This is a genomic window from Streptomyces sp. DF42 (assembly GCF_058267695.1).
The window spans coordinates 6,481,470-6,504,163 of sequence record NZ_CM177859.1 but is presented as its reverse complement, the minus strand read 5'-3'; the positions used below and the strand labels follow the sequence as shown (position 1 = coordinate 6,504,163).

The window sequence follows — 22,694 nt, the reverse complement described above, 5'->3', positions numbered from 1 at the left end:
CGAGGCCCGCGGCGCGCCCTGCAGCTCATGCAGGATGGGGCCATGACCGCCAGCTGCGACACTCCTTTGGTCCTGGACCGGCGCGAGGGCCCGTACGGCGAGGTCGTGCTGCGCCGGCACGGCGCGTTGCTGCAGATCATCGCCAACGGCTGCTTCCTGATGGACACCTCCGACGGCCGCTCGGAGCGGCTGCTCGTGGACGTCGCACGCGACGCCCTGGGCCGGCGCACGGAAGCGGACGTACTGATCGGAGGCCTGGGCGTGGGGTTCTCCCTCGCGCACGCGGCGGCCGACCCGTACTGGAACGCGATCACGGTCGTGGAGCGCGAGCGCGCCATCATCGACTGGCATCGCGACGGTCCCCTCGCCACCCTCTCGGCGCGGGCCGTCGCCGACCCGCGCACGGAGATCGTCGAGGCGGACCTGATCACTTACGTCAATGAGACATCCGACACATACGACGCCCTCTGCCTGGACATCGACAACGGCCCCGGCTGGACGGTCACCGAGGGCAACGACGATCTCTACTCGCCGGGCGGACTGACAAGCTGCACAAGGGTGTTGAAGCCGGACGGGGTGCTGGCGGTCTGGTCCGCCCAGCCCTCTCCGGAATTCGAAGAAACCTTGTGGAATGCCGGGTTCCAACAGGTGCGTACCGAAGAGATCCCGGTTGCCCGGGGCGTTCCCGACGTCGTGCACATCGCCGTCCGACCTGGATAGCCGCGGCACGGTGACTCCCCGTACCCTGCTTGCCTGGCGCAGATCATTCAAGCGTCAATCGCAAGCATGCGCAGGCACGCGCATGCCTGCGCCAGTAAATGCGGATCACCCCACGGATTCCGAAAAGCAACTCAGGGGCGGGCGATGGAGCAGACCCACACATCCCACAACGGCACGACGGCGACCCCTGGCGCACAGCGCAGGGTCCTGGTGGTCGAGGACGACGCGACCATCGTCGACGCCATCGCGGCCCGCCTGCGCGCCGAGGGCTTCCTCGTGCAGACCGCGGGTGACGGCCCGGCCGCCGTCGACACCGCCGAGGCCTGGCAGCCCGACCTGCTGATCCTCGACATCATGCTGCCCGGCTTCGACGGCCTGGAGGTCTGCCGCCGCGTGCAGGCCCAGCGCCCGGTGCCGGTGATGATGCTCACCGCGCGTGACGACGAGACCGACATGCTGGTCGGGCTCGGCGTCGGCGCCGACGACTACATGACCAAGCCGTTCTCCATGCGGGAGCTGGCCGCCCGCGTGCACGTGCTGCTGCGCCGGGTGGAGCGTGCCGCGCTGGCCGCCGCGACGCCCAGAAGCGGCATCCTCCGGCTCGGCGAGCTGGAGATCGACCACGCCCAGCGACGGGTGCGCGTGCACTCGGAGGACGTGCATCTCACCCCCACCGAGTTCGACCTGCTGGTCTGCCTGGCGAACACCCCGCGCGCGGTGCTCTCCCGTGAGCAGCTGCTGGCCGAGGTGTGGGACTGGGCCGACGCGTCGGGCACCCGGACCGTCGACAGCCACATCAAGGCGCTGCGCCGGAAGATCGGCGCCGAGCGGATCCGCACGGTGCACGGCGTGGGCTACGCACTGGAGACCCCGACGCCATGAGTGGCGGGCCGCCCGCACGGAGAAGCCCCGGGGAGGAGCCCTGGGGCGGCGTCCGCCCGTTCTCGATCAAGACCAAGCTGGGCGCACTCGTCGTCATCGCCGTCCTCATCACCACCGGGCTGATGATGATCGCGATGCGCACGGCGACGGAGCTGCGCTTCATCACGGTCTTCTCGATGGTCGCCACCCTGCTGATCACGCAGTTCGTGGCCCATTCGCTCACCGCACCCCTGGACGACATGAACGCCGTCGCCAGCGCCATCTCGCACGGCGACTACACCCGCAGGGTGCGCGAGAACCGCCGCGACGAGCTGGGCGACCTCGCGCAGACGATCAACCGCATGGCCGACGACCTGGAGGCCCAGGAACGGCAGCGCAAGGAGCTGGTCGCGAACGTCTCGCACGAGCTGCGCACCCCCATCGCGGGCTTGCGGGCGGTGCTGGAGAACATCGTCGACGGCGTCACGACCGCCGACCCCGAGACCATGCGCACGGCCCTGAAGCAGACGGAGCGACTCGGCCGGCTGGTGGAGACGCTGCTGGACCTGTCCCGGCTGGACAACGGCGTCGTACCGCTGCGCCAGCGGCGTTTCGAGGTCTGGCCGTATCTGTCGGGCGTGCTGAAGGAGGCCAACATGGCCGTGCCCGCGCGCGCGGGCATCGCTTCGGGCTCCGGCAGCCACACCCGTACGGACGTCCATCTGCACCTCGACGTGTCCCCGCCGGAGCTGACCGCGCACGCGGACCCCGAGCGCATCCACCAGGTGGTGGCGAACCTCATCGACAACGCGGTCAAGCACAGTCCGCCGCACGGGCGCGTGACGGTGAAGGCGCGGCGCGGGCTGCAGTCGGAGTCGCTGGAGCTGGAGGTGCTGGACGAGGGCCCCGGCATCCCGCGCTCGGAGTGGCACCGGGTCTTCGAGCGCTTCAACCGGGGCGGCGCGGGCGCGTCCAACGGGCAGGGCGGCGACGGCGGTACGGGCCTCGGGCTCGCGATCGCCCGCTGGGCGGTCGACCTGCACGGAGGCGGGATCGGAGTGGCCGAATCCGAGCGTGGCTGCCGGATCCTCGTCACCCTCCCGGGAGAGACATCCGTTCCAAGTTGACGTAAAGTCCGAACCGGAGCCTCAAGATCCACCGACGTCCGCGCTGCCGGACACGTGTGATCAGGCCGATGCCCGTACGCCTCGCGTACAGGGCCCGCGTCAGCTTTTCCCAGCGCCTCTGATCTGTAGCGAAACCGCGTTTGTTTCCCGCCATTTCCAGGCCCGAAACACACTTTCCAGTGTGACTTACACGACGATGAACCGTCCCGGCCTGACCTTCGGGGTCTCGGGGGCGTAGCCTTTATTTCCGCTGTCCATCACCTTGTGAAGCGGAAGAGGGCGGTTGCCGCCGTGTCGCCACAGTCCCCCAGTAACTCGAGCATCTCGACCGACGCAGACCAAGCGGGCAAGAACCCCGCTGCGGCGTTCGGCCCCAACGAGTGGCTCGTCGACGAGATCTATCAGCAGTACCTCCAGGACCCGAACTCGGTAGACCGAGCCTGGTGGGACTTCTTCGCCGACTACAAGCCGGGCGCCGCTGTCGCCTCGGCTCCGGCGGGTACTGCGGCGGCGGGGGCCACCACCCCGGCACCCGCTGCCCCCGCCCCGGCTGCGCAGGCTCCGGCCGCCCCCGCGGTTCCCGCACCGGCACCGGCCCCGGCCGCCGCGAAGCCCGCGGCCGCCGCTCCGGCGCCCGCTCCCGCGAAGCCGGCCGCCGCGGCCCCTGCTCCGGCTCCGGCGAAGCCCGCCACGGCCAAGCCTGCTGCGGTCAAGGCCGCGGCCGGGTCCCCCGACGGCCCGGAGCTGGTCACGCTGCGCGGCCCCGCCGCCGCGGTCGCGAAGAACATGAACGCCTCCCTGGAACTGCCCACGGCCACGTCCGTGCGCGCGGTCCCGGTGAAGCTGCTGTTCGACAACCGCATCGTCATCAACAACCACCTCAAGCGCGCCCGGGGCGGGAAGATCTCCTTCACGCACCTGATCGGCTACGCGATGGTGCAGGCCATCAAGGCCATGCCGTCGATGAACTGGCACTACGCGGAGAAGGACGGGAAGCCCACCCTCGTCAAGCCGCAGCACGTCACCTTCGGCCTGGCCATCGACCTGGTGAAGCCCAACGGCGACCGCCAGCTCGTCGTCGCCGGCATCAAGAAGGCCGAGACGCTGAACTTCTTCGAGTTCTGGCAGGCCTACGAGGACATCGTCCGCCGCGCCCGCGACGGCAAGCTGACGATGGACGACTTCACCGGTGTCACGGTCTCCCTGACCAACCCGGGCGGCCTCGGCACCGTGCACTCGGTCCCGCGTCTGATGCCCGGTCAGTCGGTCATCATGGGCGTCGGCTCCATGGACTACCCGGCGGAGTTCCAGGGCACCTCCCAGGACACCCTGAACAAGCTCGGCATCGCGAAGGTCATGACGCTCACGTCGACCTACGACCACCGGGTCATCCAGGGCGCCGCCTCCGGCGAGTTCCTGCGCGTCGTGGCGAACTACCTCCTCGGCGAGAACGGCTTCTACGACGAGATCTTCGAGGCCCTGCGCATCCCCTACGAGCCGGTCCGCTGGCTCAAGGACATCGACGCCTCGCACGACGACGACGTCACCAAGGCCGCGCGCGTCTTCGAGCTGATCCACTCCTACCGGGTCCGCGGCCACGTCATGGCCGACACCGACCCGCTGGAGTACCGCCAGCGCAAGCACCCCGACCTGGACATCACCGAGCACGGCCTCACCCTGTGGGACCTGGAGCGCGAGTTCGCCGTCGGCGGCTTCTCGGGCAAGTCCCTGATGAAGCTGCGCGACATCCTGGGCGTGCTGCGTGACTCGTACTGCCGCACCACCGGCATCGAGTTCATGCACATCCAGGACCCCAAGCAGCGCAAGTGGATCCAGGACCGCATCGAGCGCCCGCACTCCAAGCCGGAGCGCGAGGAGCAGCTGCGCATCCTGCGCCGGCTGAACGCGGCGGAGGCCTTCGAGACCTTCCTGCAGACGAAGTACGTCGGCCAGAAGCGCTTCTCCCTGGAGGGCGGCGAGTCCGTCATCCCGCTGCTGGACGCGGTCCTCGACAGCGCGGCGGAGTCCCGGCTGGACGAGGTCGTCATCGGCATGGCCCACCGCGGCCGCCTGAACGTGCTCGCGAACATCGTCGGCAAGTCGTACGCGCAGATCTTCCGCGAGTTCGAGGGCAACCTCGACCCGAAGTCGATGCACGGCTCCGGCGACGTGAAGTACCACCTGGGCGCCCAGGGCACCTTCACCGGCCTGGACGGCGAGCAGATCAAGGTCACGCTGGCCGCCAACCCGTCCCACCTGGAGACGGTCGACCCGGTCATCGAGGGCATCGTCCGCGCCCGGCAGGACATCATCAACAAGGGCGGCACGGACTTCACGGTCCTGCCGGTCGCCCTGCACGGTGACGCGGCCTTCGCGGGCCAGGGCGTGGTGGCCGAGACCCTGAACATGTCGCAGCTGCGCGGCTACCGCACGGGCGGCACGGTGCACATCGTCATCAACAACCAGGTCGGCTTCACGGCGGCGCCGGAGTCCTCGCGTTCGTCGATGTACGCCACCGACGTGGCCCGCATGATCGAGGCCCCGATCTTCCACGTGAACGGCGACGACCCGGAGGCCGTGGTCCGCGTCGCGCGGCTGGCCTTCGAGTTCCGTCAGGCGTTCAACAAGGACGTGGTGATCGACCTCATCTGCTACCGCCGCCGCGGTCACAACGAGTCGGACAACCCGGCCTTCACCCAGCCGCTGATGTACGACCTGATCGACAAGAAGCGCTCGGTGCGCAAGCTGTACACCGAGTCGCTGATCGGTCGCGGCGACATCACCCTGGAAGAGGCCGAGCAGGCCCTGCAGGACTACCAGGGCCAGCTGGAGAAGGTCTTCACGGAGGTCCGCGAGGCCATCGCCCAGCCGGGTGTCGCCCCGGTGTCGGACCCGCAGGCCGAGTTCCCGGTCCCGGTGACCACCGCGATCTCCTCGGAGGTCGTGAAGCGGATCGCCGAGTCCCAGGTCAACATCCCCGACACCTTCCACGTCCACCCGCGTCTGCTGCCGCAGCTGCAGCGCCGGGCGACGATGGTCGAGGACGGCACGATCGACTGGGGCATGGGCGAGACCCTGGCCATCGGCTCCCTGCTCCTGGAGGGCACCCCGGTGCGCCTCTCGGGCCAGGACTCCCGCCGCGGCACCTTCGGCCAGCGCCACGCGGTCCTCATCGACCGCGAGACGGGCGAGGACTTCACCCCGCTCCAGTACCTCGCCGAGGACCAGGCGCGCTACAACGTCTACGACTCCCTGCTCTCCGAGTACGCGGTCATGGGCTTCGAGTACGGCTACTCGCTGGCCCGCCCCGACGCGCTCGTGATGTGGGAGGCGCAGTTCGGCGACTTCGTCAACGGCGCGCAGACGGTGGTCGACGAGTACATCTCGGCGGCGGAGCAGAAGTGGGGTCAGACGTCCGGCGTCACGCTCCTGCTCCCCCACGGCTACGAGGGCCAGGGCCCGGACCACTCCTCGGCCCGCGTCGAGCGCTTCCTGCAGCTCTGCGCCCAGAACAACATGACGGTCGCGATGCCGACCCTGCCGTCGAACTACTTCCACCTCCTGCGGTGGCAGGTGCACAACCCGCACCACAAGCCGCTGGTGGTCTTCACCCCGAAGTCGATGCTGCGCCTGAAGGCCGCCGCGTCGAAGACGGAGGAGTTCACGTCGGGTCAGTTCCGTCCCGTCATCGGCGACTCGACGGTCGACCCGGCCGCGGTCCGCAAGGTCGTCTTCGTGTCGGGCAAGCTGTACTACGACCTGGAGGCCGAGCGCACCAAGCGCGGCGCCACGGACATCGCGATCGTCCGCGTCGAGCGGCTCTACCCGCTGCCGGGCGCCGAACTGCAGGCGGAGATCGCCAAGTACCCGAACGTCGAGAAGTACCTGTGGGCCCAGGAGGAGCCGGCGAACCAGGGTCCCTGGCCGTTCATCGCCCTCAACCTGATCGACCACCTGGACCTGGCGGTCGGCGCGGACATTCCGCACGGCGAGCGGCTGCGGCGCATCTCGCGCCCGCACGGCTCCTCGCCGGCGGTCGGTTCCGCGAAGCGGCACCAGGCCGAGCAGGAGCAGCTGGTGCGTGAGGTGTTCGAGGCGTAGTCGCTGGTCGCGGCGGTAAGTACGGTGGGCCCGGCCCCGGGTTTTTTGTGACTGGGGGCCGGGCCCACCGGCGTCTGCGCGCGTGGGCGTGTGTCAACGGTCGTCGGGTGGGTCGCAGAAGACGGCGAGATGGCGGGCCCAGGCGTTGTCGCGGCTCCGCCGGGAGGTACTGGCGGCCCATAAGCGCCGGCGCTCCGTGCCCCTCCCCCTCCGCCGACGCGCCAACTCTCCGTTGGCCGACGCCTGTTGCGGCCCGTTGATCTCCGTACCCCCTGCTGCCGCCGCACGCACGCGCGGGGGCGGGTGCCGGGGAGTACAGCAGACGTTCGGGGCACACATAACCTGGAGGGGTACCACCCCGGACAGGTCCCCCAGGAGAGCACCCGTGTACTTCACCGACCGTGGCATCGAAGAGCTGGAGAAGCGGCGCGGCGAGGAGGAGGTCACCTTCGAGTGGCTCGCCGAACAGCTGCGGACGTTCGTCGATCTGAATCCGGACTTCGAGGTACCGGTGGAGCGGCTGGCCACCTGGCTTGCTCGACTGGACGACGAGGACGACGAGTAGGCGGTCCACGCTTCTGGAGCGCCCCTCGGCACGTCGCCTGACCCTCAGTCGCGCGGCCGCATCAGCTCGTACGCCACCCCCACCGCCCCGTTCGCCAGCAGCAGCGCGCCCGCCAGGGTCCATCCCCCGCTGCGCCGTCGCAGGCCCCACACGGTGAGCGGGAGGCCCGCTGCCGCCTGCGCCAGGAACAGGGCACGCGCCCTCGGGGTGCCTGCCCAGGGCATCCACGGGCCCAGCCGGCTGCGGTCGACCGCGTCGAGTTGCGTGCGCACCACCTCGTGCCGGCCCGGCCACTCGATCCGCTGGGCGTCCGGCCGGCCGGACGCGATCTCGTGGAGGCCGTCGGCGGGTTCGCCGGGGGCGAGGCCGGTGGGCAGGGACAACCCCGCGCGCGTGAGGACGGCGAGCAGAGCGCGCAGACGCGCGCGGGCGTCCGCTCCGGGGTCCGGTTTCGTCAGTGCTTCGAGGGGCTGCAGATCCCGTACGGGGTCCAGGCCCAGGCGGGCGGCGAAGGTGTGCATCGCCTCGTCCTCGCCGGCCGGCGTGCCGTTCGCGAGCCAGATGTAGCCGACCGGTCGGCGGAAGCCGGACGCGAGCGTGTATCCGGCGCGGTCGGCATCCCACCACAGGGAGAGCACGGGCCAGGGGGCACCGACGGCGAGGGCGGTGGCCCAGCCGGTCAGGACGCGGTCGACGGGTTCATCGCCGTGCAGCCACGGCGAGCCCTCGGGCACGAGCACGCTCCAGCCCGAGCCCGCGCCGGTGAGCAGCATGTGCTCGCGCAGCAGGTGGGCGGCCGGTGCGACGGACCCTGGTTCCGCCCGGCAGAGCAGCAGGGCGCCGGGGCCGGTAGCGGCCGGACCGGCGGGACCGCTGCGAGGGACTTCCCTCGACATGGTCACAAACTAGGTCGATTACGGCCATCGGTCATTTTCGGGGAAGCGCGGGAAGCGCAGATCACCAGAACGGGTGTCTCGACGCGCCTTGACTTTCGACGGCCGCGATATATCGTGAATTGCAGGAGACGCGATATGGCGCGTTGCGACGGGGAGGTCTGCACCATGTCCGAGTGGTCCGTCACGGAACCCAGGAAACTGACGTTCGACGAGCCCGTACAGGAGCTCCACGTACGCATCGTCAACGGAACGGTGAACGTGGTGGGGACCGACGAAGGTTCCTCCCGTCTCGAGGTCACCCAGATCGAGGGACCACCGCTGGCGGTGACCCAGCGGGGCGGCACCCTGACGGTGGCCTACGAGGACCTTCCCTGGAAGGGCTTCCTCAAGTGGCTCGACCGCAAGGGCTGGCGGCGCAGTGCTGTCGTCTCCCTCGCCGTCCCGGCCGACACGCGCGTCGAGGTGGGTGTCGTCGGCGCCGCGGCCGTGGTGTCCGGGCTCGACGGACGCGCGGAGGTCAAGGGCGTCACCGGTGACACCACCCTGGTGAGGCTGACCGGCCCGGTCCGCGCGGACACCGTCTCGGGGAACGTGGAGGCGCAGGCCCTCAGCGGTGACCTCCGGTTCAACTCCGTCTCCGGCGACCTGACCGTGGTCGAGGCGGGGTCGTCCGTCAAGGCGGACTCGGTGAGCGGCTCGATGATCGTCGACCTCGACCCGGCCGGCCGGCCGACCGACATCAGCCTGACCAGCGTCTCGGGCGAGATCGCCATCCGGCTCCCCCACCCGGCGGACGCGCAGGTGGAGGCGAACACCGCGAGCGGCTCCGTCTCCAACGCCTTCGAGGACCTCCGGGTCAGCGGCCAGTGGGGCGCCAAGCGGATCACCGGCCGGCTCGGCGCGGGAAGCGGCAGCCTGAAGGCGACGACCGTCTCGGGCTCGATCGCCCTGCTGCGCAGGCCTCCGGCCGAGGACGAGCCCTGGGACGTGGAACCCGAGGACACCGGCCCCGAGGACATCGCCCTTGAGGACATCCGCACCGAGGACATCCGACCGCCGGCCGGGGAGACGGCCGCTCAGGCCGGGCCGGCAGACACCCCTGCGGCCGAACCCCACGCCGGCTCGGGGGACAATTCCGTTTCCGGCGGGGGCGACGGTGCGAGTGACGCCCCGGCCGACGGCACGACCGACAAGAAGGTGCTCTGACATGCCCCCCGTCTTCGCCCACGGCCGCCTCCGCCTCTACCTGCTGAAGCTGCTGGACGAGGCCCCGCGCCACGGCTACGAGGTGATCCGCCTCCTGGAGGAGCGCTTCCAGGGGCTGTACGCACCGTCAGCGGGCACCGTCTACCCCCGTCTGGCCAAGCTGGAGGCCGAGGGCCTGGTCACCCACACCAGCGAGGGCGGCCGCAAGGTCTACGCCATCACGGACGCGGGCCGCGCCGAACTGGCCGACCGCAGCGGCGAGTTGGCCGACCTGGAGCTGGAGATCCGCGAGTCGGTCGCGGAGCTCGCCGCCGAGATCCGGGCCGATGTGCGCGGCGCGGCGGGCGATCTGCGGCGCGAGATGCGGGCCGCTGCCAGCGAGGCGCGCCGCGGCGGTGGCACCAAGGGCGGCGGTGAGCAGGACGCCCCCTTGGGGGACTTCGCCGACTACGCCGACAAGGAGGCGTGGCGTACCGCCAAGGAGGAGATGCGCCGGGTCAAGCAGGAGTGGAAGGAGCAGGCCCGGCGCGCCAAGGACGAGAGCCGAAGGGCCCGCGACGAGGCACAGCGGGCCAGGCGCCAGGCCAAGGAGGCGCAGGAGCGCGCCCGGGCCCAGGCACAGGAGGAGCTTCAGCGCATCGGCCGACGGGTGCAGGAGCAGGTGCAGGACCACTTCGCACGGGGCGACTGGCCGACGGGGGTGCGCGAGGGCCTTACCGAACTGGCCAAGGAGTTCGGGGACTTCGGAAAGGACTTCGGCAAGGAGTTCGGGAAGGACTTCGGGTTCGGCCGGGGCACCGCCGCCGGCGCCTCGGCACCGCAGCCCGAGTACTCGCACACCAAGGAGGACTTCCCCGCCGAGTACGAACCGTCCTGGGCGCACGAGGATGCCACCGGCGACCCGACCCGCGACCTGGACCGCCTGCTCGACCGCTTCCGCGACGACATCCGCGACGCGGCCCGGGACCACGGCGTCACGGACGATCAGCTCAGCGACGCCCGTCGCCACCTGTCGACGGCGGCGGCACACATCGGCGCCATACTGCGCGGGCCGAGGGTCTGAGCCACGGCATCGGAGGCCGCTTCCGGTGGTGCGCCCGGCGAAGCCTCAGGCACACCGTCATGGGAAGCGGCCTCCGATGCCGTCCAGCGAGAGGACGGCGCAACCGACGCCCGCGTCACCGAGGTTGACGCGGAAGGCCGACGCGCGGGAGTCCGGTCGGACCAGCAGCCGCCACCCCTCGCCGGACCCCTCCTCACCCGTGTGCAGATACGCGAGACGACCGCACTCCAAGGCGAACCCGGTGTGCGCGCCCGCCCGCGCTCAGCCCGCCTTCGCCTCTCCGCTGCCGTACAGCACCCGGGTCAGCGACTCGTGCGTGACGCCATGGTCGGCGAGGAGTTCGGTCGGCAGGCCGGGACGGACGGTCAGGGCCAGGAGGATGTGCTCGTCTCCGATGTGCCGGTCGCCGTGGGCGACGGCGATGCGCAGCGACTTCTCAAGTGTCTGCTTGGCGGCGCGGCTGAACGGACGGCGCCCGGACCACGAGCCCTTGTCCCTGCGGTCGCCGGACATGGCCCCGACGCCGTGCACCTCCTCGACCCGGGCGACGATCTCCGACACGTCGATTCCCAGCCCGGCCAGGGCGTCGGTCTCGGCCTGGGACAGCCCGGCGCGCCGTCGGGCCTCGGTCACCGCCTCCCGTACCGACTCCTTGCGTTCACCGGCCACCCCGAGCGAGGCGAGCGCGAACGAGGCGCGGCTGCCTTCGCGGTCGAGGAGCGCGAGCAGCATGTGCTCGGCGTCGACGACAGGCGCCCCCGCCCCTTCCGCGTGCGCAACCGCCGCGTGCACCACCGCGCGGGCGTTCTTCGTGAATCGCTCGAACATCAATGCCTCCCGTACTTCTTGTGCACGGCCTGCCTGCTCACACCGAGTTCCGCGGCGATCTCCTGCCACGACCAGCCCTGATTGCGCGCACTGCGCACCTGCACCGCCTCCAACTGCTCCAGCAGCCTGCGCAGTGCGGCGACGGCGCGCAGTCCGACCCGTGGATCGCGGTCGCCCGCGCGCTCGGCGAGATCCGTTGCTTCGGTCATGATGTCAACTTACATTGACACTCCCACCGGCGTCAACCATGGTTGACATACGCGGACGGCCGACCTGGAGAACAGCCGGGTCGGCCGTTGATGACAGAAGGTGCGGACGCGGCCCTCAGCCGTTGGTGAGCACGATCTTCCCGAACTGCTCACCGGACGCCATCCGTTCGAAGCCCTCGCGGGCCCGGTCCATCGGCAGCACCTCGTCGATGACGGGGCGCACTCCGGTGGCGGCGCAGAAGGAGAGCAGGTCCTCCAGTTCGTCCTTGGTGCCCATCGTGGAGCCGACGACCTTGAGCTCCAGGAAGAAGATGCGGGTCAGTTCGGCATGCGAGGGCCGGTCACCGCTCGTCGCACCCGAGATGACGAGCGTGCCGCCGGGCTTCAGCGACTTCACGGAATGCGACCAGGTCGCCGCGCCGACGGTCTCGACGACGGCGTCCACCCGCTGCGGCAGCCTGGCCCCCGACTCGAGCGCCTCGACGGCACCCAGTTCCACGGCGCGCTTTCGCTTGGCCTCGTCGCGGCTGGTGGCGAAGACCCGCAGCCCCGCGGCCTTCCCGAGCACGATCGCCGCGGTGGCGACACCGCCGCCGGCGCCCTGGACGAGGACCGAGTCGCCGGGCCGTACACCCGCGTTGGTGAAGAGCATGCGGTACGCCGTCAGCCAGGCCGTCGGCAGACAGGCGGCCTCCTCGAAGGAGAGCTCCTTGGGCTTGGGCAGGATGTTCCAGGTCGGCACCGCGACCTGCTCGGCGAAGGTGCCCTGGTAGTGCTCGGTGAGGATGGAACGGGGTTCCTTGGGCCCGACACCGTGACCGCTCTGTCCGATCACGGAGTGCAGGACGACCTCGTTGCCGTCCTCGTCGACACCGGCGGCGTCGCAGCCGAGGATCATCGGCAGTTTGCCCTCGGGCAGACCCACGCCCTTGAGGGACCAGAGGTCGTGGTGGTTGAGGGAGGCGGCCCTGACGTTGACGACACTCCAGCCGGACCGGGCCTGGGGAGCCGGACGGTCCCCCAGTTCAAGGCCGTTGAGCGGCTGGTCGCGGTCGATTCGGGCGGCGTAGACGGCGAACATGAAGTTGACCATAGGCGGCGCCCTGCCTCGACGGAACCGGGGGGCGCTGTGACACACACCCTCTTGTCACAGGGGTGGCGCTTCGGCATCCGGGCCCAACCCCGGCCCCGAGCCCGGCGCATCGCAACCCGACCGGCGGCGCACCCCCACAGGCGCCGCCCACCCCTCATCCACCCGAACGGGCGGGCGAGTGGGCAAAGAATTGGCCCCGCCCGAACGGACGGGGCCATTCAGCCGACGCGGAGAGTCAGCGCCGTGCAACGCCCTCGGCGCGGGCGGCCGCCGCGACAGCCGCCGTGACCGCCGGAGCGACCCGCTCGTCGAAGGGCGACGGAATGACGTAGTCCGCGGCGAGGTCGTCGCCGACGACCCCCGCCAGCGCCTCGGCCGCCGCGATCTTCATGCCCTCCGTGATTCGGGAGGCCCGCACCTGCAGCGCACCGGCGAAGATGCCCGGGAACGCCAGCACGTTGTTGATCTGGTTCGGGAAGTCCGAGCGCCCGGTCGCCACGACCGCCGCGTACTTGTGCGCGACGTCGGGGTGCACCTCGGGGTTCGGGTTGGCCATGGCGAACACGAACGCGCCCTCGGCCATCGAGGCGACGGCCTCCTCCGCGACCGTACCGCCGGAGACGCCGATGAAGACGTCCGCACCCACCAGGGCCGCTTCCAGCGCCCCGGTGATGCCGGCCTTGTTGGTGAAGGAGGCCAGCTCACGCTTGACCGGCGTGAGGTCCTCCCGGTCGGCCGAGACGACGCCCTTGCGGTCCGCGACGGCGACATCGCCGATGCCGGCCTCGACCAGCATCTTGGCGATGGCCACACCGGCCGCGCCGGCGCCGGAGATGACGGCCCGCAGATCGGCGAGCCCCTTCCCGGTGAGCCGCGCGGCGTTGCGCAGGGCCGCCAGCGTCACGACCGCCGTGCCGTGCTGGTCGTCGTGGAAGACCGGGATGTCGACCCGCTCCTGGAGCTTGCGCTCGATCTCGAAGCACCGCGGTGCCGAGATGTCCTCCAGGTTGACGCCGCCGAAGGACGGGGCGAGCCGCACCACGGTCTCGACGATCTCGTCGACACCCGTGCAGGCGAGCGCGATCGGCACGGCGTCCACGCCGCCGAACTGCTTGAACAGAATCGCCTTGCCTTCCATCACCGGAAGGGAGGCCTCGGGGCCGATGTCCCCGAGCCCGAGCACGGCCGTGCCGTCGGTGACCACGGCCACGACGGACGACTTCCACGTGTAGTCGTGGACGAGTGCCGGCTGCTCGGCGATCGCGGTGCACACCCGCGCGACGCCCGGTGTGTATGCGAGGGACAGGTCGTCCTTGTCACGGACCGGCACGGTGGCCTGCACAGCCATCTTGCCGCCGCGGTGCAGCGCGAACGCGGGATCGAAGGCATCGAGGGGCTCCGCCCCGCCGTCCTGATCCGTCTTGCTGTCGCTGCGAGGATTGACGATCTCCGCTGCCACTTTGTTTTACCCCTTAAGTCTTCATTGGTTGAGGGTGGCCACTCCTGGTGAGGGGTGGGCGGGCACCGCGTCCGACCCGGTTTCGGTGATGCGTACGGGCCGCACGCGACGGGCGCGCCGCACACGCGCCCTGAGCCCCGGATGAGGGGTGTAAAGAACCTTCTTACCGGACGCACCGGGCCGAGACGAACCCAATAAGTCCAAGGTCACACCGCGGAACCGGAAGGTCACGCCCCGGTGGCGAGGATCGTCACGAAATATGGGGACACATCCTCGACGAACCCTTGACCAGCGGTCGAGCAGTGATCAACGCCTCGGAGCCCCCATCCCGTATCACGGAACGAGCCGAAGATCTTCCGGCCGGAATGGAGGATTCCTGCAGATGGTCCGGCCATGTTGTACCAACCTGGTGCGGTTCGGGGGTCACCCGTTATCCGATTTTGACATGGCGGGTCGTCTGAACGGCTTAGTCCGAATGGCAAGATGCCGTAAACACACGAGGTCGCGACACCCGAAGGTGTGTGTTCTCGTCGACTCATCGGCAACTCCACTCATCCGCCGGAGGAACCCAAAATGACCGCAAGCTCCACCCGTCGTACGACCGCCGCACACACCCGTCTGGCTGCGGTCGGTGCGATCGCGGTCGCAGGCGCGCTGATCCTCACCGGCTGCGGTGACCAGACCAAGAACAAGGACCAGGGCAGCAGCAGCAGCAGCGCGGGGGCGAGTTCCGCACCGCTGGCCAACAAGCTGCCGGCCTCGATCCGCGACAAGGGCGTCATCAAGGTCGGTTCGGACATCGCGTACGCGCCGGTCGAGTTCAAGGACAGCTCCGGCAAGACGGTCGGCATCGACCCCGACCTGGCGGCCGCGATGGGCAAGCAGCTCGGCGTGACGTTCGACTTCGAGAACGGCACCTTCGACACCCTGATCACGGGTCTGCGCTCCAAGCGGTACGACCTCGCCATGTCCGCGATGACCGACACCAAGGACCGCCAGGAGGGCATCGACTCCGGGACCGGCAAGAAGGTCGGCGAGGGCGTCGATTTCGTCGACTACTTCAACGCCGGTGTCTCGGTCTACACCAAGAAGGGCAACGACCAGGGCATCAAGAGCTGGTCCGACCTGTGCGGCAAGAAGATCGCGGTGCAGCGCGGCACGGTCTCCGAGGACCTGGCCAAGGCCGAGGCCAAGAAGTGCCCGGCGAGCAAGAAGCTCGCCATCGAGTCCTTTGACAACGACCAGCAGGCCCAGACCCGCGTCCGCTCGGGCGGTGCCCAGGCCGGCTCCTCCGACTTCCCCGTCGCCGCGTACGCGGTGAAGACCTCCGGCGGCGGCAAGGACTTCCAGATCGTCGGCGAGCAGGTCGAGGCCGCCCCGTACGGCATCGCCGTCGCCAAGGGCAACACCCAGCTGCGGGACGCCCTGCAGGCCGCCCTCGATGCCGTCATCAAGAACGGCGAGTACGACAAGATCATCCAGAAGTGGGGCGTCGCCGACGGCGCCGTCAAGGCAGCCGTCGTCAACGGCGGCAAGTGACCGCGGCCCGCGGCCACTGAGAGGCAACATCCGTGACTGCTGACATCGACAAGACGGCGGGTCCCGAGGACACTCCCCCGGCCGGACCGGAGGCCATCAAGGCCATCCCGGTCCGGCACTACGGGCGGTACGTCTCCGCCGTCATCGCGATCGGGATCCTGGTCGCGATCATCTACGCGTTCGCTCAGGGCAAGATCAACTGGGGTGCCGTTCCGGACTACTTCTTCGACGACCGCATCCTCAAGGGCGTCGGCCAGACGATGCTCCTGACGGTGGTGTCGATGGTGATCGGCATCGCCGGCGGCATCGTGCTCGCCGTCATGCGGCTGTCGAAGAACCCGGTGACCTCGTCCATCGCCTGGTTCTACATCTGGTTCTTCCGCGGCACGCCGGTCCTGGTCCAGTTGTTCGTCTGGTTCAACCTGGGCCTGGTCTTCGAGTACATCAACCTCGGTCCGATCTACAAGAACTACTGGTCGGACTTCATGACGCCGTTCCTGACGGCGCTGCTCGGCCTCGGCCTCAACGAGGCCGCATACATGGCGGAGATCTGCCGCGCCGGTCTGCTCTCGGTCGACGAGGGCCAGACGGAGGCCTCGCACGCCCTCGGCATGAGCCACGGCAAGACCTTGCGGCGCATCGTCATCCCGCAGGCCATGCGCGTGATCGTGCCGCCCACGGGCAACGAGGTCATCAACATGCTGAAGACCACGTCGCTGGTCTCGGCAGTGCAGTACTACGAACTCCTGCGCTACGCCCAGGACATCGGCCAGACCTCCGGCGCCCCGGTGGAGATGCTGTTCCTGGCCGCGGCCTGGTACCTGATCCTCACATCAGTGCTGAGCGTCGGGCAGTACTACGTCGAGCGGTACTACGCGCGCGGTTCGAGCCGTGCGCTGCCGCCGACGCCTATGCAGAAGATCAGGGCGAACATTCTGTCCCTCGGCCGTCCGTCGGGAGGCAAAGCATGAGCGAGAAGCACAGCAATACCGATTCGGTGTCGAGGGACACGAGCATCCCGATGGTCAAGGCCGAAGGCGTCCACAAGTCCTTCGGTCCCGTCGAGGTCCTCCAAGGCATCGACCTGGAGGTGAAGTCCGGCGAGGTCTTCTGCCTCATCGGCCCCTCCGGCTCCGGCAAGTCGACCTTCCTCCGCTGCATCAACCACCTGGAGAAGATCAACGCCGGTCGTCTGTACGTCGACGGGGAGCTGGTCGGCTATCGCCAACGGGGCGACAAGCTGTACGAGCTGAAGGACAACGAGGTCTCGCTCAAGCGCCGGGACATCGGCATGGTCTTCCAGCGCTTCAACCTGTTCCCGCACATGACGGCGCTGGAGAACGTCATCGAGGCGCCGGTACAGGTCAAGGGCATCAACAGGGCCCAGGCCAGGGAGCGCGCCCAGCAGTTGCTGGAGCGGGTGGGCCTCGCCGACAAGGCCGGCAGCTATCCCTCGCAGCTCTCCGGCGGTCAGCAGCAGCGCGTGGCCATCGCCCGGGCACTCGCCATGGATCCGAAGTTGATGCTCTTCGACGAGCCGACCTCGGCCCTGGACCCGGAGCTGGTCGGCGACGTCCTCGACGTCATGCGCGACCTGGCCGAGTCCGGCATGACGATGATCGTCGTCACTCACGAGATGGGCTTCGCACGCGAGGTCGGCGACAGCCTCGTCTTCATGGACGGCGGCGTGGTGGTCGAATCCGGCCACCCGCGCGACGTCCTGACGAACCCGCAGCACGAGCGGACGCAGTCGTTCCTGTCCAAGGTGCTCTGAGAGGGCTGCGCGAAACGGCCGATGCCGCCCACCCTGGCCGGGGTGGGCGGCATCGGCCGTTTCGGGTCACTACATGTTGAGCCAGGGACTGCGCGGCGACAGGTTGCCTTCGGTCTGGATCCCGTACAGGAACACGAACGTCGTGAACTGCCCCGAGCCGTGGAAGTCCTTGCCGTCGTAGCGCTTCTTGACCACCTTCCCCTTCGGGCAGGGGTAGACCTTCTTGGAGACGATCTTCTCGCCCGTGGTGACCGCCGTAATGCCGATCTTGCAGTTCGGGTGCTTCTTCCCCATGGAGAAGATCGCGTACGGGTGCCCGACGTGGTTGGCCTTCTTGCTGATGCAGGACTTCCAGATCACGACTTTGCTGTTGTCGGGAAAGGTGTCCATATCCGAGTACTGGTAGCACCCGCCCTTGCCGGACTCCGCATAGGCCGCAGGCGCCGCCGTCAGCCCGCCGATCGCCATGGCCGCACACGTTCCTGCGGTGAGAACCGATCTCATGAAGCGCATGGAAGGGGTCTTCCTCCTGTCATCGAGGGCAGCCCGGAGGCTGCCTGATCACGATGGAAGACGATCATCACAGTCATCCCCGTTGCGCATCGCACCGTGATACGGAACACCTAATTCCGCGCCGGCAACCACGCGCCCGACGGCGAACACCGCACAGGACACCTCCCGAAACCCTTCTCGCGCAGTACCCGCGTATGCCAGCCCTCGAGGCCGTTGCCCACGAGGTCGCCGAAGCGCCGCCGGCCGAGGTCAGGATTGCTGGGCGGCGACGAGACCCGGCGCAGCAAGGCTCGCTGAAAGCAGAACCTCGAAACGGGCAAGTGGCAGCTGACGCGGGACCGGTGGCACACCGGGTTCGTCGACGCGCTCGGTATCGGTGGCCCGCTCGGCCAGGTCTGGGCGGCACCGTCGCCGACGTGCCGGCCTGGCTGTCCACCAGACTCCTGACCTGGCGCAACAGCATCCGGCACGTGGTCATCGACCTGTCGGCCACCGACCGGGCCGCGATCCGCACCGGACTGCCGAACTCCGTCGTCGTGGTCGACCACTTCCACATCGTGCAGCTCGCGAACAAGCTGCTCTCCCTGGTCCGGCTCCGCACCACCGCCGAGATCCGGGGTCGGCGCGGACGCACAACCAAATTGAACGGGAGGTAATAGCCTTAGGATTTGGTACCCCTTACGTGAGCGAGTGCTCCCGAGGTCAAAGGATCCTCATGGAACTGGCCTATTACTCCGACTACGCCGTGCGACTCGTCAACACGGAGGAGCCGGCGCGGGGCAACGACTCCCTGACCTCGGTCGGGGCCGTCCGCGAGCTGTTCGGCGCCAACGCGTCGGCGGCCCGGCGCGCCACCGACGCCGACGTCACCCGCTTCCGCTCGGTCCGGGCCCGGCTGCGGGCGGTCTTCGAGGCAGCGGACAAGGGGGACGAGACGCTCGCGGTGGACCTGCTCAACTCGCTGCTGCTGGAGTTCCCGGTGAGTCCGCAGATCTCGGGCCACGACCACCGGGACGACGACGGCCGCCCGCTGTGGCACATGCACCTGGCGGACCACCCCTCGAACGCCACCGCGGGCTTCGCGGCCATCGCCGCGATGGGGCTGGCGTTCCATCTGACGGAGTACGGCGTCGACCGTCTGGGCCTGTGCGAGGCGACACCGTGCCGCAACGCCTACCTCGACACGTCGACGAACCGCTCCCGGCGCTACTGCTCCGACCGCTGCGCGACCCGCGCCAACGTGGCCGCCTACCGCGCCCGCAAGCGCCTGGAGGCCGACCGGTCCGCAAAGACGGGCCTCGCGGCCGACAGCGCCCAGCGCGCGAGTGCGAACGGTGAGCGCTGATCCGCCCTGAGCGGCCGGTACCGAAACCGCACCCGGCCCAGTACCAGCTCCTCCGGTACGGTCCCGTAGTCCGTGCTGTCGCCGCCCGCGTAGGAGTTGTCGCCGAGCACCCACCAGCCGCCCTCGCGGCGCTCCGTCGCACGCTTGACGACCAGCAGGTCCTGCTGGAACGGATGCCTCAGGACGACCACGTCACCGGGCCTGACCCGGGCCCCGTACTGCACCACGAGAAGGTCCCCGTGGTGGAGCGTGGGCACCATGGACGGGCCGTTGACCTCGGCCGTCCCGAAGGGCAGCAGCGCCCGCCCACGCTCGATCTCCTGCGACAGCTCCGGCATACCCGGCACCTCCCCGGTACGTTCTCCACCAGTCTCAGTCTGACCCCGGACTTTTGTCCTAAGCCCATGGGGGCACTCGCGAAAACGCCTCTCCCAGGGAGTAATGTCGCACCTGAGAAGACGATCACGAGGAAGGAACGCTCCATGCTTTCCCGCCTGTTTGCCCCCAAGGTCAAGGTCAGCGCACACTGCGACCTGCCCTGCGGTGTGTACGACCCGGCCCAGGCCCGCATCGAGGCGGAGTCGGTGAAGGCCGTCCAGGAAAAGATGGCCGGCAACGACGACCCGCACTTCCAGGCGCGCGCCACCGTCATCAAGGAGCAGCGCGCCGAGCTCGCGAAGCACCACGTCTCGGTGCTCTGGAGCGACTACTTCAAGCCCCCGCACTTCGAGAAGTACCCGGAGCTGCACCAGCTGGTCAACGACGCCCTGAAGGCCCTCTCGGCCGCCAAGGGTTCCACCGACCCGGCCACGGGTCAGAAGGCCCTGGACTACATCGCCCAGATCGACAAGATCTTCTGGGAGACCAAAAAGGCCTGACGAACGCCCCGTTCGCAAGGACCGGCGATCGGTGCACCATCGCGGGTCCACGGGCACACTGAAGGGGTCCGACCGGGAAACCGGCCGGACCCCTTCTGGTTTCCTGACGGCCTCGGCCTTCCTGACGGCTTCGGCCTTCCTGACGGCTTCGCCTTTCCTGGCGGTCGGCGTTCCTAACGGCCGTCGTCGTCGTCCTCCCCGGCCTCCAGGAGGCCCGGCGCCGCACCCACGATCCGTGGGTCGGGGCTGCCGACGACCTCCTCGTCCTTGTCGGAGTAGTCGAAGCGGGCCAGCACGCTGCGCATGGCCTCGACGCGGGCCCGCTTCTTGTCGTTGCTCTTCACCACCGTCCAGGGCGCGTGCTCGGTGTCCGTCTCACGGAACATGGCGACCTTGGCGGCGGTGTAGTCGTCCCAGCGGTCCAGCGAGGCCAGGTCCATCGGGCTGAGCTTCCACTGACGTACGGGGTCGACCTGGCGGATCGTGAAGCGGGTGCGCTGCTCGCCCTGCGAGACGGAGAACCAGAACTTCAGCAGGTCGACGCCGTCGTCCGCGAGCATCCGCTCGAACAGCGGTGCCTGGCGCATGAAGCGCCGGTACTCGTCGTCCGAGCAGAAGCCCATGACCCGCTCGACGCCCGCCCGGTTGTACCAGGACCGGTCGAACAGCACGATCTCGCCCGCGGTCGGAAGGTGTTCGACGTAGCGCTGGAAGTACCACTGGCCGCTCTCGCGCTCCGTCGGTTTCTCCAGCGCCACCACCCGTGCGCCGCGCGGGTTGAGGTGCTCCGTGAAGCGCTTGATGGTGCCGCCCTTGCCGGCCGCGTCACGCCCCTCGAAGACGATGACGAGCCGGCGCCCGGTCTCCTTTATCCAGCTCTGCAGCTTCAGCAGTTCGATCTGCTGGAGCCGCTTGTGCCAGTCGTACTCCTTGCGCTCCATACGCTGCCCGTACGGGTAGTTCTCCCGCCAGGTGTCGATCTGGCTTCCGTCCGGGCGGATGAGTACGGGGTCGTCGGGGTCGGTGTAGTCGACCGTCAGGTCGGCCGACTCGGACAGCAGGGGTGGCATGGTCATCCTTGCTCCGGGTGTCAGTGGAACTGCGGCACGATGAGGTAGATCCCGTACGCCACCACGGCGGCGCAGGCGAGGAAGCACAGGCCGGCCTGGGCGAGACCGAGGGACGAGACCCCCGCGCCGGTCGCGCCGCCATCCTCCCGCGCCCCTTCGAATCGGGCGAGGCCGAGGACGCCGAGGGCGAAGACGACGACCACGGCGACGGTGACGCCGATGCTCACCCCGGTGACCTGGCCGAGTGCGCTCCAGTCGATGTTCATGATGCGAACTCCCCGTGTCTCAGGCGGCCGCGCCGACGGTGGCCGGCGGCTCGGTGCGGATGGCCACCTCGTGGTGGTCGTTGACGTTGTCGGCGTGCACCGGGTTGCGGCGCGAGACGACGACGATGCCCGCGGCCACGGCGGCACCGACCAGGGCGACGACGACGGTGCCGAGGTTGCCGCCGTGCTTGACCACGCTCGCGGAGACGCCTCCGACCAGCGCGGCGGCGGGCAGCGTGATCAGCCAGGCGGCGACCATGCGGCCGGCGACGCCCCAGCGCACCTCCGCCAGGCGCCGGCCGAGGCCCGCGCCGAGGATGGAGCCCGAGGCGACCTGCGTGGTGGACAGGGCGAAGCCGAGGTGGGCGGAGGTGAGGATGACGGTCGTGGAGGCCGTCTCGGCGGCGAAGCCCTGCGGGGACTGGATCTCGGTCAGGCCCTTGCCCATCGTGCGGATGATCCGCCAGCCGCCGATGTAGGTGCCGAGGCCGATGGCGAGACCGGCCGAACCGATCACCCAGACCGGCGGGCCGGCGTCGTGGCCGAGCGCGCCCGCCGAGATCAGGGTCAGCGTGATGATGCCCATGGTCTTCTGCGCGTCATTGGTGCCGTGGGCGAGGGAGACCAGCGAGGCGGAGGCGATCTGGCCGAGCCGGAAGCCCTTGGTGACCGAGTCCTTGCGGCCGCGGGCGGTGAGCTTGTACGCGAGGTAGGTGGCGATCAGGGCCGCGACGCCGGCCACGATGGGCGAGGCCACGGCGGGGATCAGTACCTTGTCGACCACCTTGTCGAAGTGCACGCCGTTGGAGCCCGCGCCGACCCACACGGCGCCGATGAGCCCGCCGAACAAGGCGTGCGAGGAACTGGACGGCAGCCCGACCAGCCAGGTCAGCAGGTTCCACAGGATCGCCCCGACCAGCCCCGCGAAGATCATCCCCGGACTGACGAGGGTGTCGTCCACGATGCCGCCGGAGATCGTCTTGGCGACCTCGGTGGACAGGAACGCACCGCCGATGTTGAGAACTCCGCTGATGAGCACCGCTGTCTTGGGTTTGAGGGCGCCGGTGGCGATGGAGGTGGCCATCGCGTTTGCGGTGTCGTGAAATCCGTTGGTGAAGTCGAAAGCCAGTGCCGTGACGATGACGACCGCCACGAGGAACGTGATGTGGTCCATTGCCTTA

24 protein-coding genes are annotated in these 22,694 nt (G+C 69.3%); 13 read left to right on the top strand and 11 right to left on the bottom strand.

The annotated features are described in order from the left end of the window. The first annotated feature begins 42 nt into the window (after positions 1–42). The 5 genes from ACYUED_RS30025 to ACYUED_RS30005 all read left to right on the top strand — a co-directional run bounded on the left by ACYUED_RS30025 (position 43) and on the right by ACYUED_RS30005 (position 7,374). Positions 43–720, top strand: a complete 678-nt coding sequence (locus ACYUED_RS30025) for a spermine/spermidine synthase domain-containing protein (protein ID WP_491287001.1) — start codon at positions 43–45, stop codon at positions 718–720. A gap of 144 nt (positions 721–864) precedes the next feature. Next, on the top strand, positions 865–1,602 hold the full coding sequence (locus ACYUED_RS30020; protein WP_266521446.1) for a response regulator transcription factor: 738 nt from the start codon (positions 865–867) through the stop codon (positions 1,600–1,602). After that, entirely contained in the window at positions 1,599–2,708 is a 1,110-nt protein-coding gene (locus ACYUED_RS30015) for a HAMP domain-containing sensor histidine kinase (RefSeq protein WP_491286999.1), read from the top strand. Before ACYUED_RS30020 ends, ACYUED_RS30015 begins: the two co-directional genes overlap by 4 nt. Before the next feature lie 291 nt (positions 2,709–2,999). Then, a complete protein-coding gene (locus tag ACYUED_RS30010) occupies positions 3,000–6,809 on the top strand; it encodes a multifunctional oxoglutarate decarboxylase/oxoglutarate dehydrogenase thiamine pyrophosphate-binding subunit/dihydrolipoyllysine-residue succinyltransferase subunit (RefSeq protein ID WP_491286997.1) in 3,810 nt (1,269 codons plus the stop codon). A 385-nt stretch (positions 6,810–7,194) separates the two neighbouring features. Then, on the top strand, positions 7,195–7,374 hold the full coding sequence (locus tag ACYUED_RS30005) for a DUF6104 family protein (RefSeq protein ID WP_003992906.1): 180 nt from the start codon (positions 7,195–7,197) through the stop codon (positions 7,372–7,374). 44 nt (positions 7,375–7,418) lie between these two features. On the opposite strand, the gene ACYUED_RS30000 is transcribed toward ACYUED_RS30005, so the two are convergent. After that, entirely contained in the window at positions 7,419–8,270 is an 852-nt protein-coding gene (locus ACYUED_RS30000; protein ID WP_491286988.1) for a hypothetical protein, read from the bottom strand. Positions 8,271–8,435: 165 nt separating this feature from the next. Between ACYUED_RS30000 and ACYUED_RS29995 the strand changes: the two genes are divergently transcribed. Both ACYUED_RS29995 and ACYUED_RS29990 read left to right on the top strand, forming a co-directional pair. Then, the gene (locus tag ACYUED_RS29995; protein WP_491286983.1) at positions 8,436–9,476 is read left to right on the top strand and encodes a DUF4097 family beta strand repeat-containing protein; all 1,041 of its coding nucleotides are present in this window, start codon (positions 8,436–8,438) and stop codon (positions 9,474–9,476) included. 1 nt (position 9,477) lies between these two features. Further along, positions 9,478–10,539: a PadR family transcriptional regulator gene (locus ACYUED_RS29990; protein WP_491286978.1), complete on the top strand. Its 1,062-nt coding sequence runs from the start codon at positions 9,478–9,480 to the stop codon at positions 10,537–10,539. Between the two features lie 57 nt (positions 10,540–10,596). Here the strand turns inward: ACYUED_RS29990 and ACYUED_RS29985 are convergent, their stop codons facing one another. From ACYUED_RS29985 to ACYUED_RS29965, 5 genes are all read right to left on the bottom strand, one after another. Further along, positions 10,597–10,770, bottom strand: a complete 174-nt coding sequence (locus ACYUED_RS29985; RefSeq protein WP_491286976.1) for a hypothetical protein — start codon at positions 10,768–10,770, stop codon at positions 10,597–10,599. Positions 10,771–10,800: 30 nt separating this feature from the next. Continuing rightward, positions 10,801–11,367 (bottom strand): Clp protease N-terminal domain-containing protein, encoded by a 567-nt coding sequence (locus tag ACYUED_RS29980; RefSeq protein ID WP_491286974.1) that lies wholly within the window; start codon positions 11,365–11,367, stop codon positions 10,801–10,803. Further along, the gene (locus ACYUED_RS29975) at positions 11,367–11,576 is read right to left on the bottom strand and encodes a helix-turn-helix domain-containing protein (protein ID WP_016437953.1); all 210 of its coding nucleotides are present in this window, start codon (positions 11,574–11,576) and stop codon (positions 11,367–11,369) included. Before ACYUED_RS29975 ends, ACYUED_RS29980 begins: the two co-directional genes overlap by 1 nt. A 115-nt stretch (positions 11,577–11,691) precedes the next feature. After that, the gene (locus tag ACYUED_RS29970; protein ID WP_491286972.1) at positions 11,692–12,657 is read right to left on the bottom strand and encodes a zinc-binding dehydrogenase; all 966 of its coding nucleotides are present in this window, start codon (positions 12,655–12,657) and stop codon (positions 11,692–11,694) included. Positions 12,658–12,904: 247 nt separating this feature from the next. Then, entirely contained in the window at positions 12,905–14,128 is a 1,224-nt protein-coding gene (locus tag ACYUED_RS29965) for an NAD(P)-dependent malic enzyme (RefSeq protein ID WP_491286970.1), read from the bottom strand. 573 nt (positions 14,129–14,701) lie between these two features. On the opposite strand from ACYUED_RS29965, the gene ACYUED_RS29960 reads away from it, so the two are divergent. Genes ACYUED_RS29960 through ACYUED_RS29950 form a run of 3 tightly spaced genes read left to right on the top strand, consistent with a single transcriptional unit; the run spans position 14,702 to position 17,441 of the window. After that, positions 14,702–15,667 (top strand): ABC transporter substrate-binding protein, encoded by a 966-nt coding sequence (locus ACYUED_RS29960; protein ID WP_491286968.1) that lies wholly within the window; start codon positions 14,702–14,704, stop codon positions 15,665–15,667. Between the two features lie 32 nt (positions 15,668–15,699). Further along, entirely contained in the window at positions 15,700–16,638 is a 939-nt protein-coding gene (locus tag ACYUED_RS29955) for an amino acid ABC transporter permease (protein ID WP_491286965.1), read from the top strand. Between the two features lie 50 nt (positions 16,639–16,688). Beyond that, positions 16,689–17,441, top strand: a complete 753-nt coding sequence (locus tag ACYUED_RS29950; protein WP_491294498.1) for an amino acid ABC transporter ATP-binding protein — start codon at positions 16,689–16,691, stop codon at positions 17,439–17,441. Positions 17,442–17,510: 69 nt separating this feature from the next. Here ACYUED_RS29950 and ACYUED_RS29945 read toward each other — a convergent pair whose 3' ends face one another. Beyond that, positions 17,511–17,945: a hypothetical protein gene (locus ACYUED_RS29945; RefSeq protein WP_491286963.1), complete on the bottom strand. Its 435-nt coding sequence runs from the start codon at positions 17,943–17,945 to the stop codon at positions 17,511–17,513. Between the two features lie 425 nt (positions 17,946–18,370). Here ACYUED_RS29945 and ACYUED_RS29940 point away from each other — a divergent pair, with 425 nt between their 5' ends. After that, complete coding sequence (locus tag ACYUED_RS29940; RefSeq protein WP_491286961.1) at positions 18,371–18,610, top strand: transposase; 240 nt, start codon at positions 18,371–18,373, stop codon at positions 18,608–18,610. Between the two features lie 59 nt (positions 18,611–18,669). Next, positions 18,670–19,299 carry a CGNR zinc finger domain-containing protein gene (locus tag ACYUED_RS29935; protein ID WP_491286959.1) on the top strand — a complete coding sequence of 210 codons (630 nt, stop codon included), beginning with the start codon at positions 18,670–18,672 and terminating at the stop codon, positions 19,297–19,299. Here ACYUED_RS29935 and sodX read toward each other — a convergent pair. Then, positions 19,203–19,637: a nickel-type superoxide dismutase maturation protease gene (gene sodX / locus ACYUED_RS29930; RefSeq protein ID WP_491286957.1), complete on the bottom strand. Its 435-nt coding sequence runs from the start codon at positions 19,635–19,637 to the stop codon at positions 19,203–19,205. The two genes, ACYUED_RS29935 and sodX, sit on opposite strands and share 97 nt — an antisense overlap. Positions 19,638–19,781: 144 nt before the next feature. Between sodX and sodN the strand changes: the two genes are divergently transcribed. After that, positions 19,782–20,177, top strand: coding sequence for a superoxide dismutase, Ni (sodN, locus tag ACYUED_RS29925; protein ID WP_030928916.1), 396 nt, complete (start codon positions 19,782–19,784; stop codon positions 20,175–20,177). Positions 20,178–20,350: 173 nt separating this feature from the next. On the opposite strand, the gene ppk2 is transcribed toward sodN, so the two are convergent. Genes ppk2 through ACYUED_RS29910 form a run of 3 tightly spaced genes read right to left on the bottom strand, consistent with a single transcriptional unit; the run spans position 20,351 to position 22,687 of the window. Further along, on the bottom strand, positions 20,351–21,253 hold the full coding sequence (gene ppk2 / locus ACYUED_RS29920) for a polyphosphate kinase 2 (RefSeq protein ID WP_491286953.1): 903 nt from the start codon (positions 21,251–21,253) through the stop codon (positions 20,351–20,353). Positions 21,254–21,267: 14 nt separating this feature from the next. Next, complete coding sequence (locus ACYUED_RS29915; RefSeq protein ID WP_491286951.1) at positions 21,268–21,513, bottom strand: hypothetical protein; 246 nt, start codon at positions 21,511–21,513, stop codon at positions 21,268–21,270. Between the two features lie 19 nt (positions 21,514–21,532). Next, on the bottom strand, positions 21,533–22,687 hold the full coding sequence (locus ACYUED_RS29910; RefSeq protein WP_491286949.1) for an inorganic phosphate transporter: 1,155 nt from the start codon (positions 22,685–22,687) through the stop codon (positions 21,533–21,535). Between the last annotated feature and the right edge of the window lie 7 nt (positions 22,688–22,694).

Bases quoted from the DNA above. Each gene is read 5' to 3' on its own strand.
- ACYUED_RS30025 (WP_491287001.1), top strand. From the start codon at position 43: ATGACCGCCAGCTGCGACACTCCTTTGGTCCTGGACCGGCGCGAGGGC.
- ACYUED_RS30020 (WP_266521446.1), top strand. From the start codon at position 865: ATGGAGCAGACCCACACATCCCACAACGGCACGACGGCGACCCCTGGC.
- ACYUED_RS30015 (WP_491286999.1), top strand. From the start codon at position 1,599: ATGAGTGGCGGGCCGCCCGCACGGAGAAGCCCCGGGGAGGAGCCCTGG.
- ACYUED_RS30000 (WP_491286988.1), bottom strand. From the start codon at position 8,270: ATGTCGAGGGAAGTCCCTCGCAGCGGTCCCGCCGGTCCGGCCGCTACC.
- ACYUED_RS29995 (WP_491286983.1), top strand. From the start codon at position 8,436: ATGTCCGAGTGGTCCGTCACGGAACCCAGGAAACTGACGTTCGACGAG.
- ACYUED_RS29990 (WP_491286978.1), top strand. From the start codon at position 9,478: ATGCCCCCCGTCTTCGCCCACGGCCGCCTCCGCCTCTACCTGCTGAAG.
- ACYUED_RS29980 (WP_491286974.1), bottom strand. From the start codon at position 11,367: ATGTTCGAGCGATTCACGAAGAACGCCCGCGCGGTGGTGCACGCGGCG.
- ACYUED_RS29975 (WP_016437953.1), bottom strand. From the start codon at position 11,576: ATGACCGAAGCAACGGATCTCGCCGAGCGCGCGGGCGACCGCGATCCA.
- ACYUED_RS29970 (WP_491286972.1), bottom strand. From the start codon at position 12,657: ATGTTCGCCGTCTACGCCGCCCGAATCGACCGCGACCAGCCGCTCAAC.
- ACYUED_RS29960 (WP_491286968.1), top strand. From the start codon at position 14,702: ATGACCGCAAGCTCCACCCGTCGTACGACCGCCGCACACACCCGTCTG.
- ACYUED_RS29950 (WP_491294498.1), top strand. From the start codon at position 16,689: ATGGTCAAGGCCGAAGGCGTCCACAAGTCCTTCGGTCCCGTCGAGGTC.
- ACYUED_RS29945 (WP_491286963.1), bottom strand. From the start codon at position 17,945: ATGAGATCGGTTCTCACCGCAGGAACGTGTGCGGCCATGGCGATCGGC.
- ACYUED_RS29935 (WP_491286959.1), top strand. From the start codon at position 18,670: ATGGAACTGGCCTATTACTCCGACTACGCCGTGCGACTCGTCAACACG.
- sodX (WP_491286957.1), bottom strand. From the start codon at position 19,637: ATGCCGGAGCTGTCGCAGGAGATCGAGCGTGGGCGGGCGCTGCTGCCC.
- sodN (WP_030928916.1), top strand. From the start codon at position 19,782: ATGCTTTCCCGCCTGTTTGCCCCCAAGGTCAAGGTCAGCGCACACTGC.
- ppk2 (WP_491286953.1), bottom strand. From the start codon at position 21,253: ATGACCATGCCACCCCTGCTGTCCGAGTCGGCCGACCTGACGGTCGAC.
- ACYUED_RS29915 (WP_491286951.1), bottom strand. From the start codon at position 21,513: ATGAACATCGACTGGAGCGCACTCGGCCAGGTCACCGGGGTGAGCATC.
- ACYUED_RS29910 (WP_491286949.1), bottom strand. From the start codon at position 22,687: ATGGACCACATCACGTTCCTCGTGGCGGTCGTCATCGTCACGGCACTG.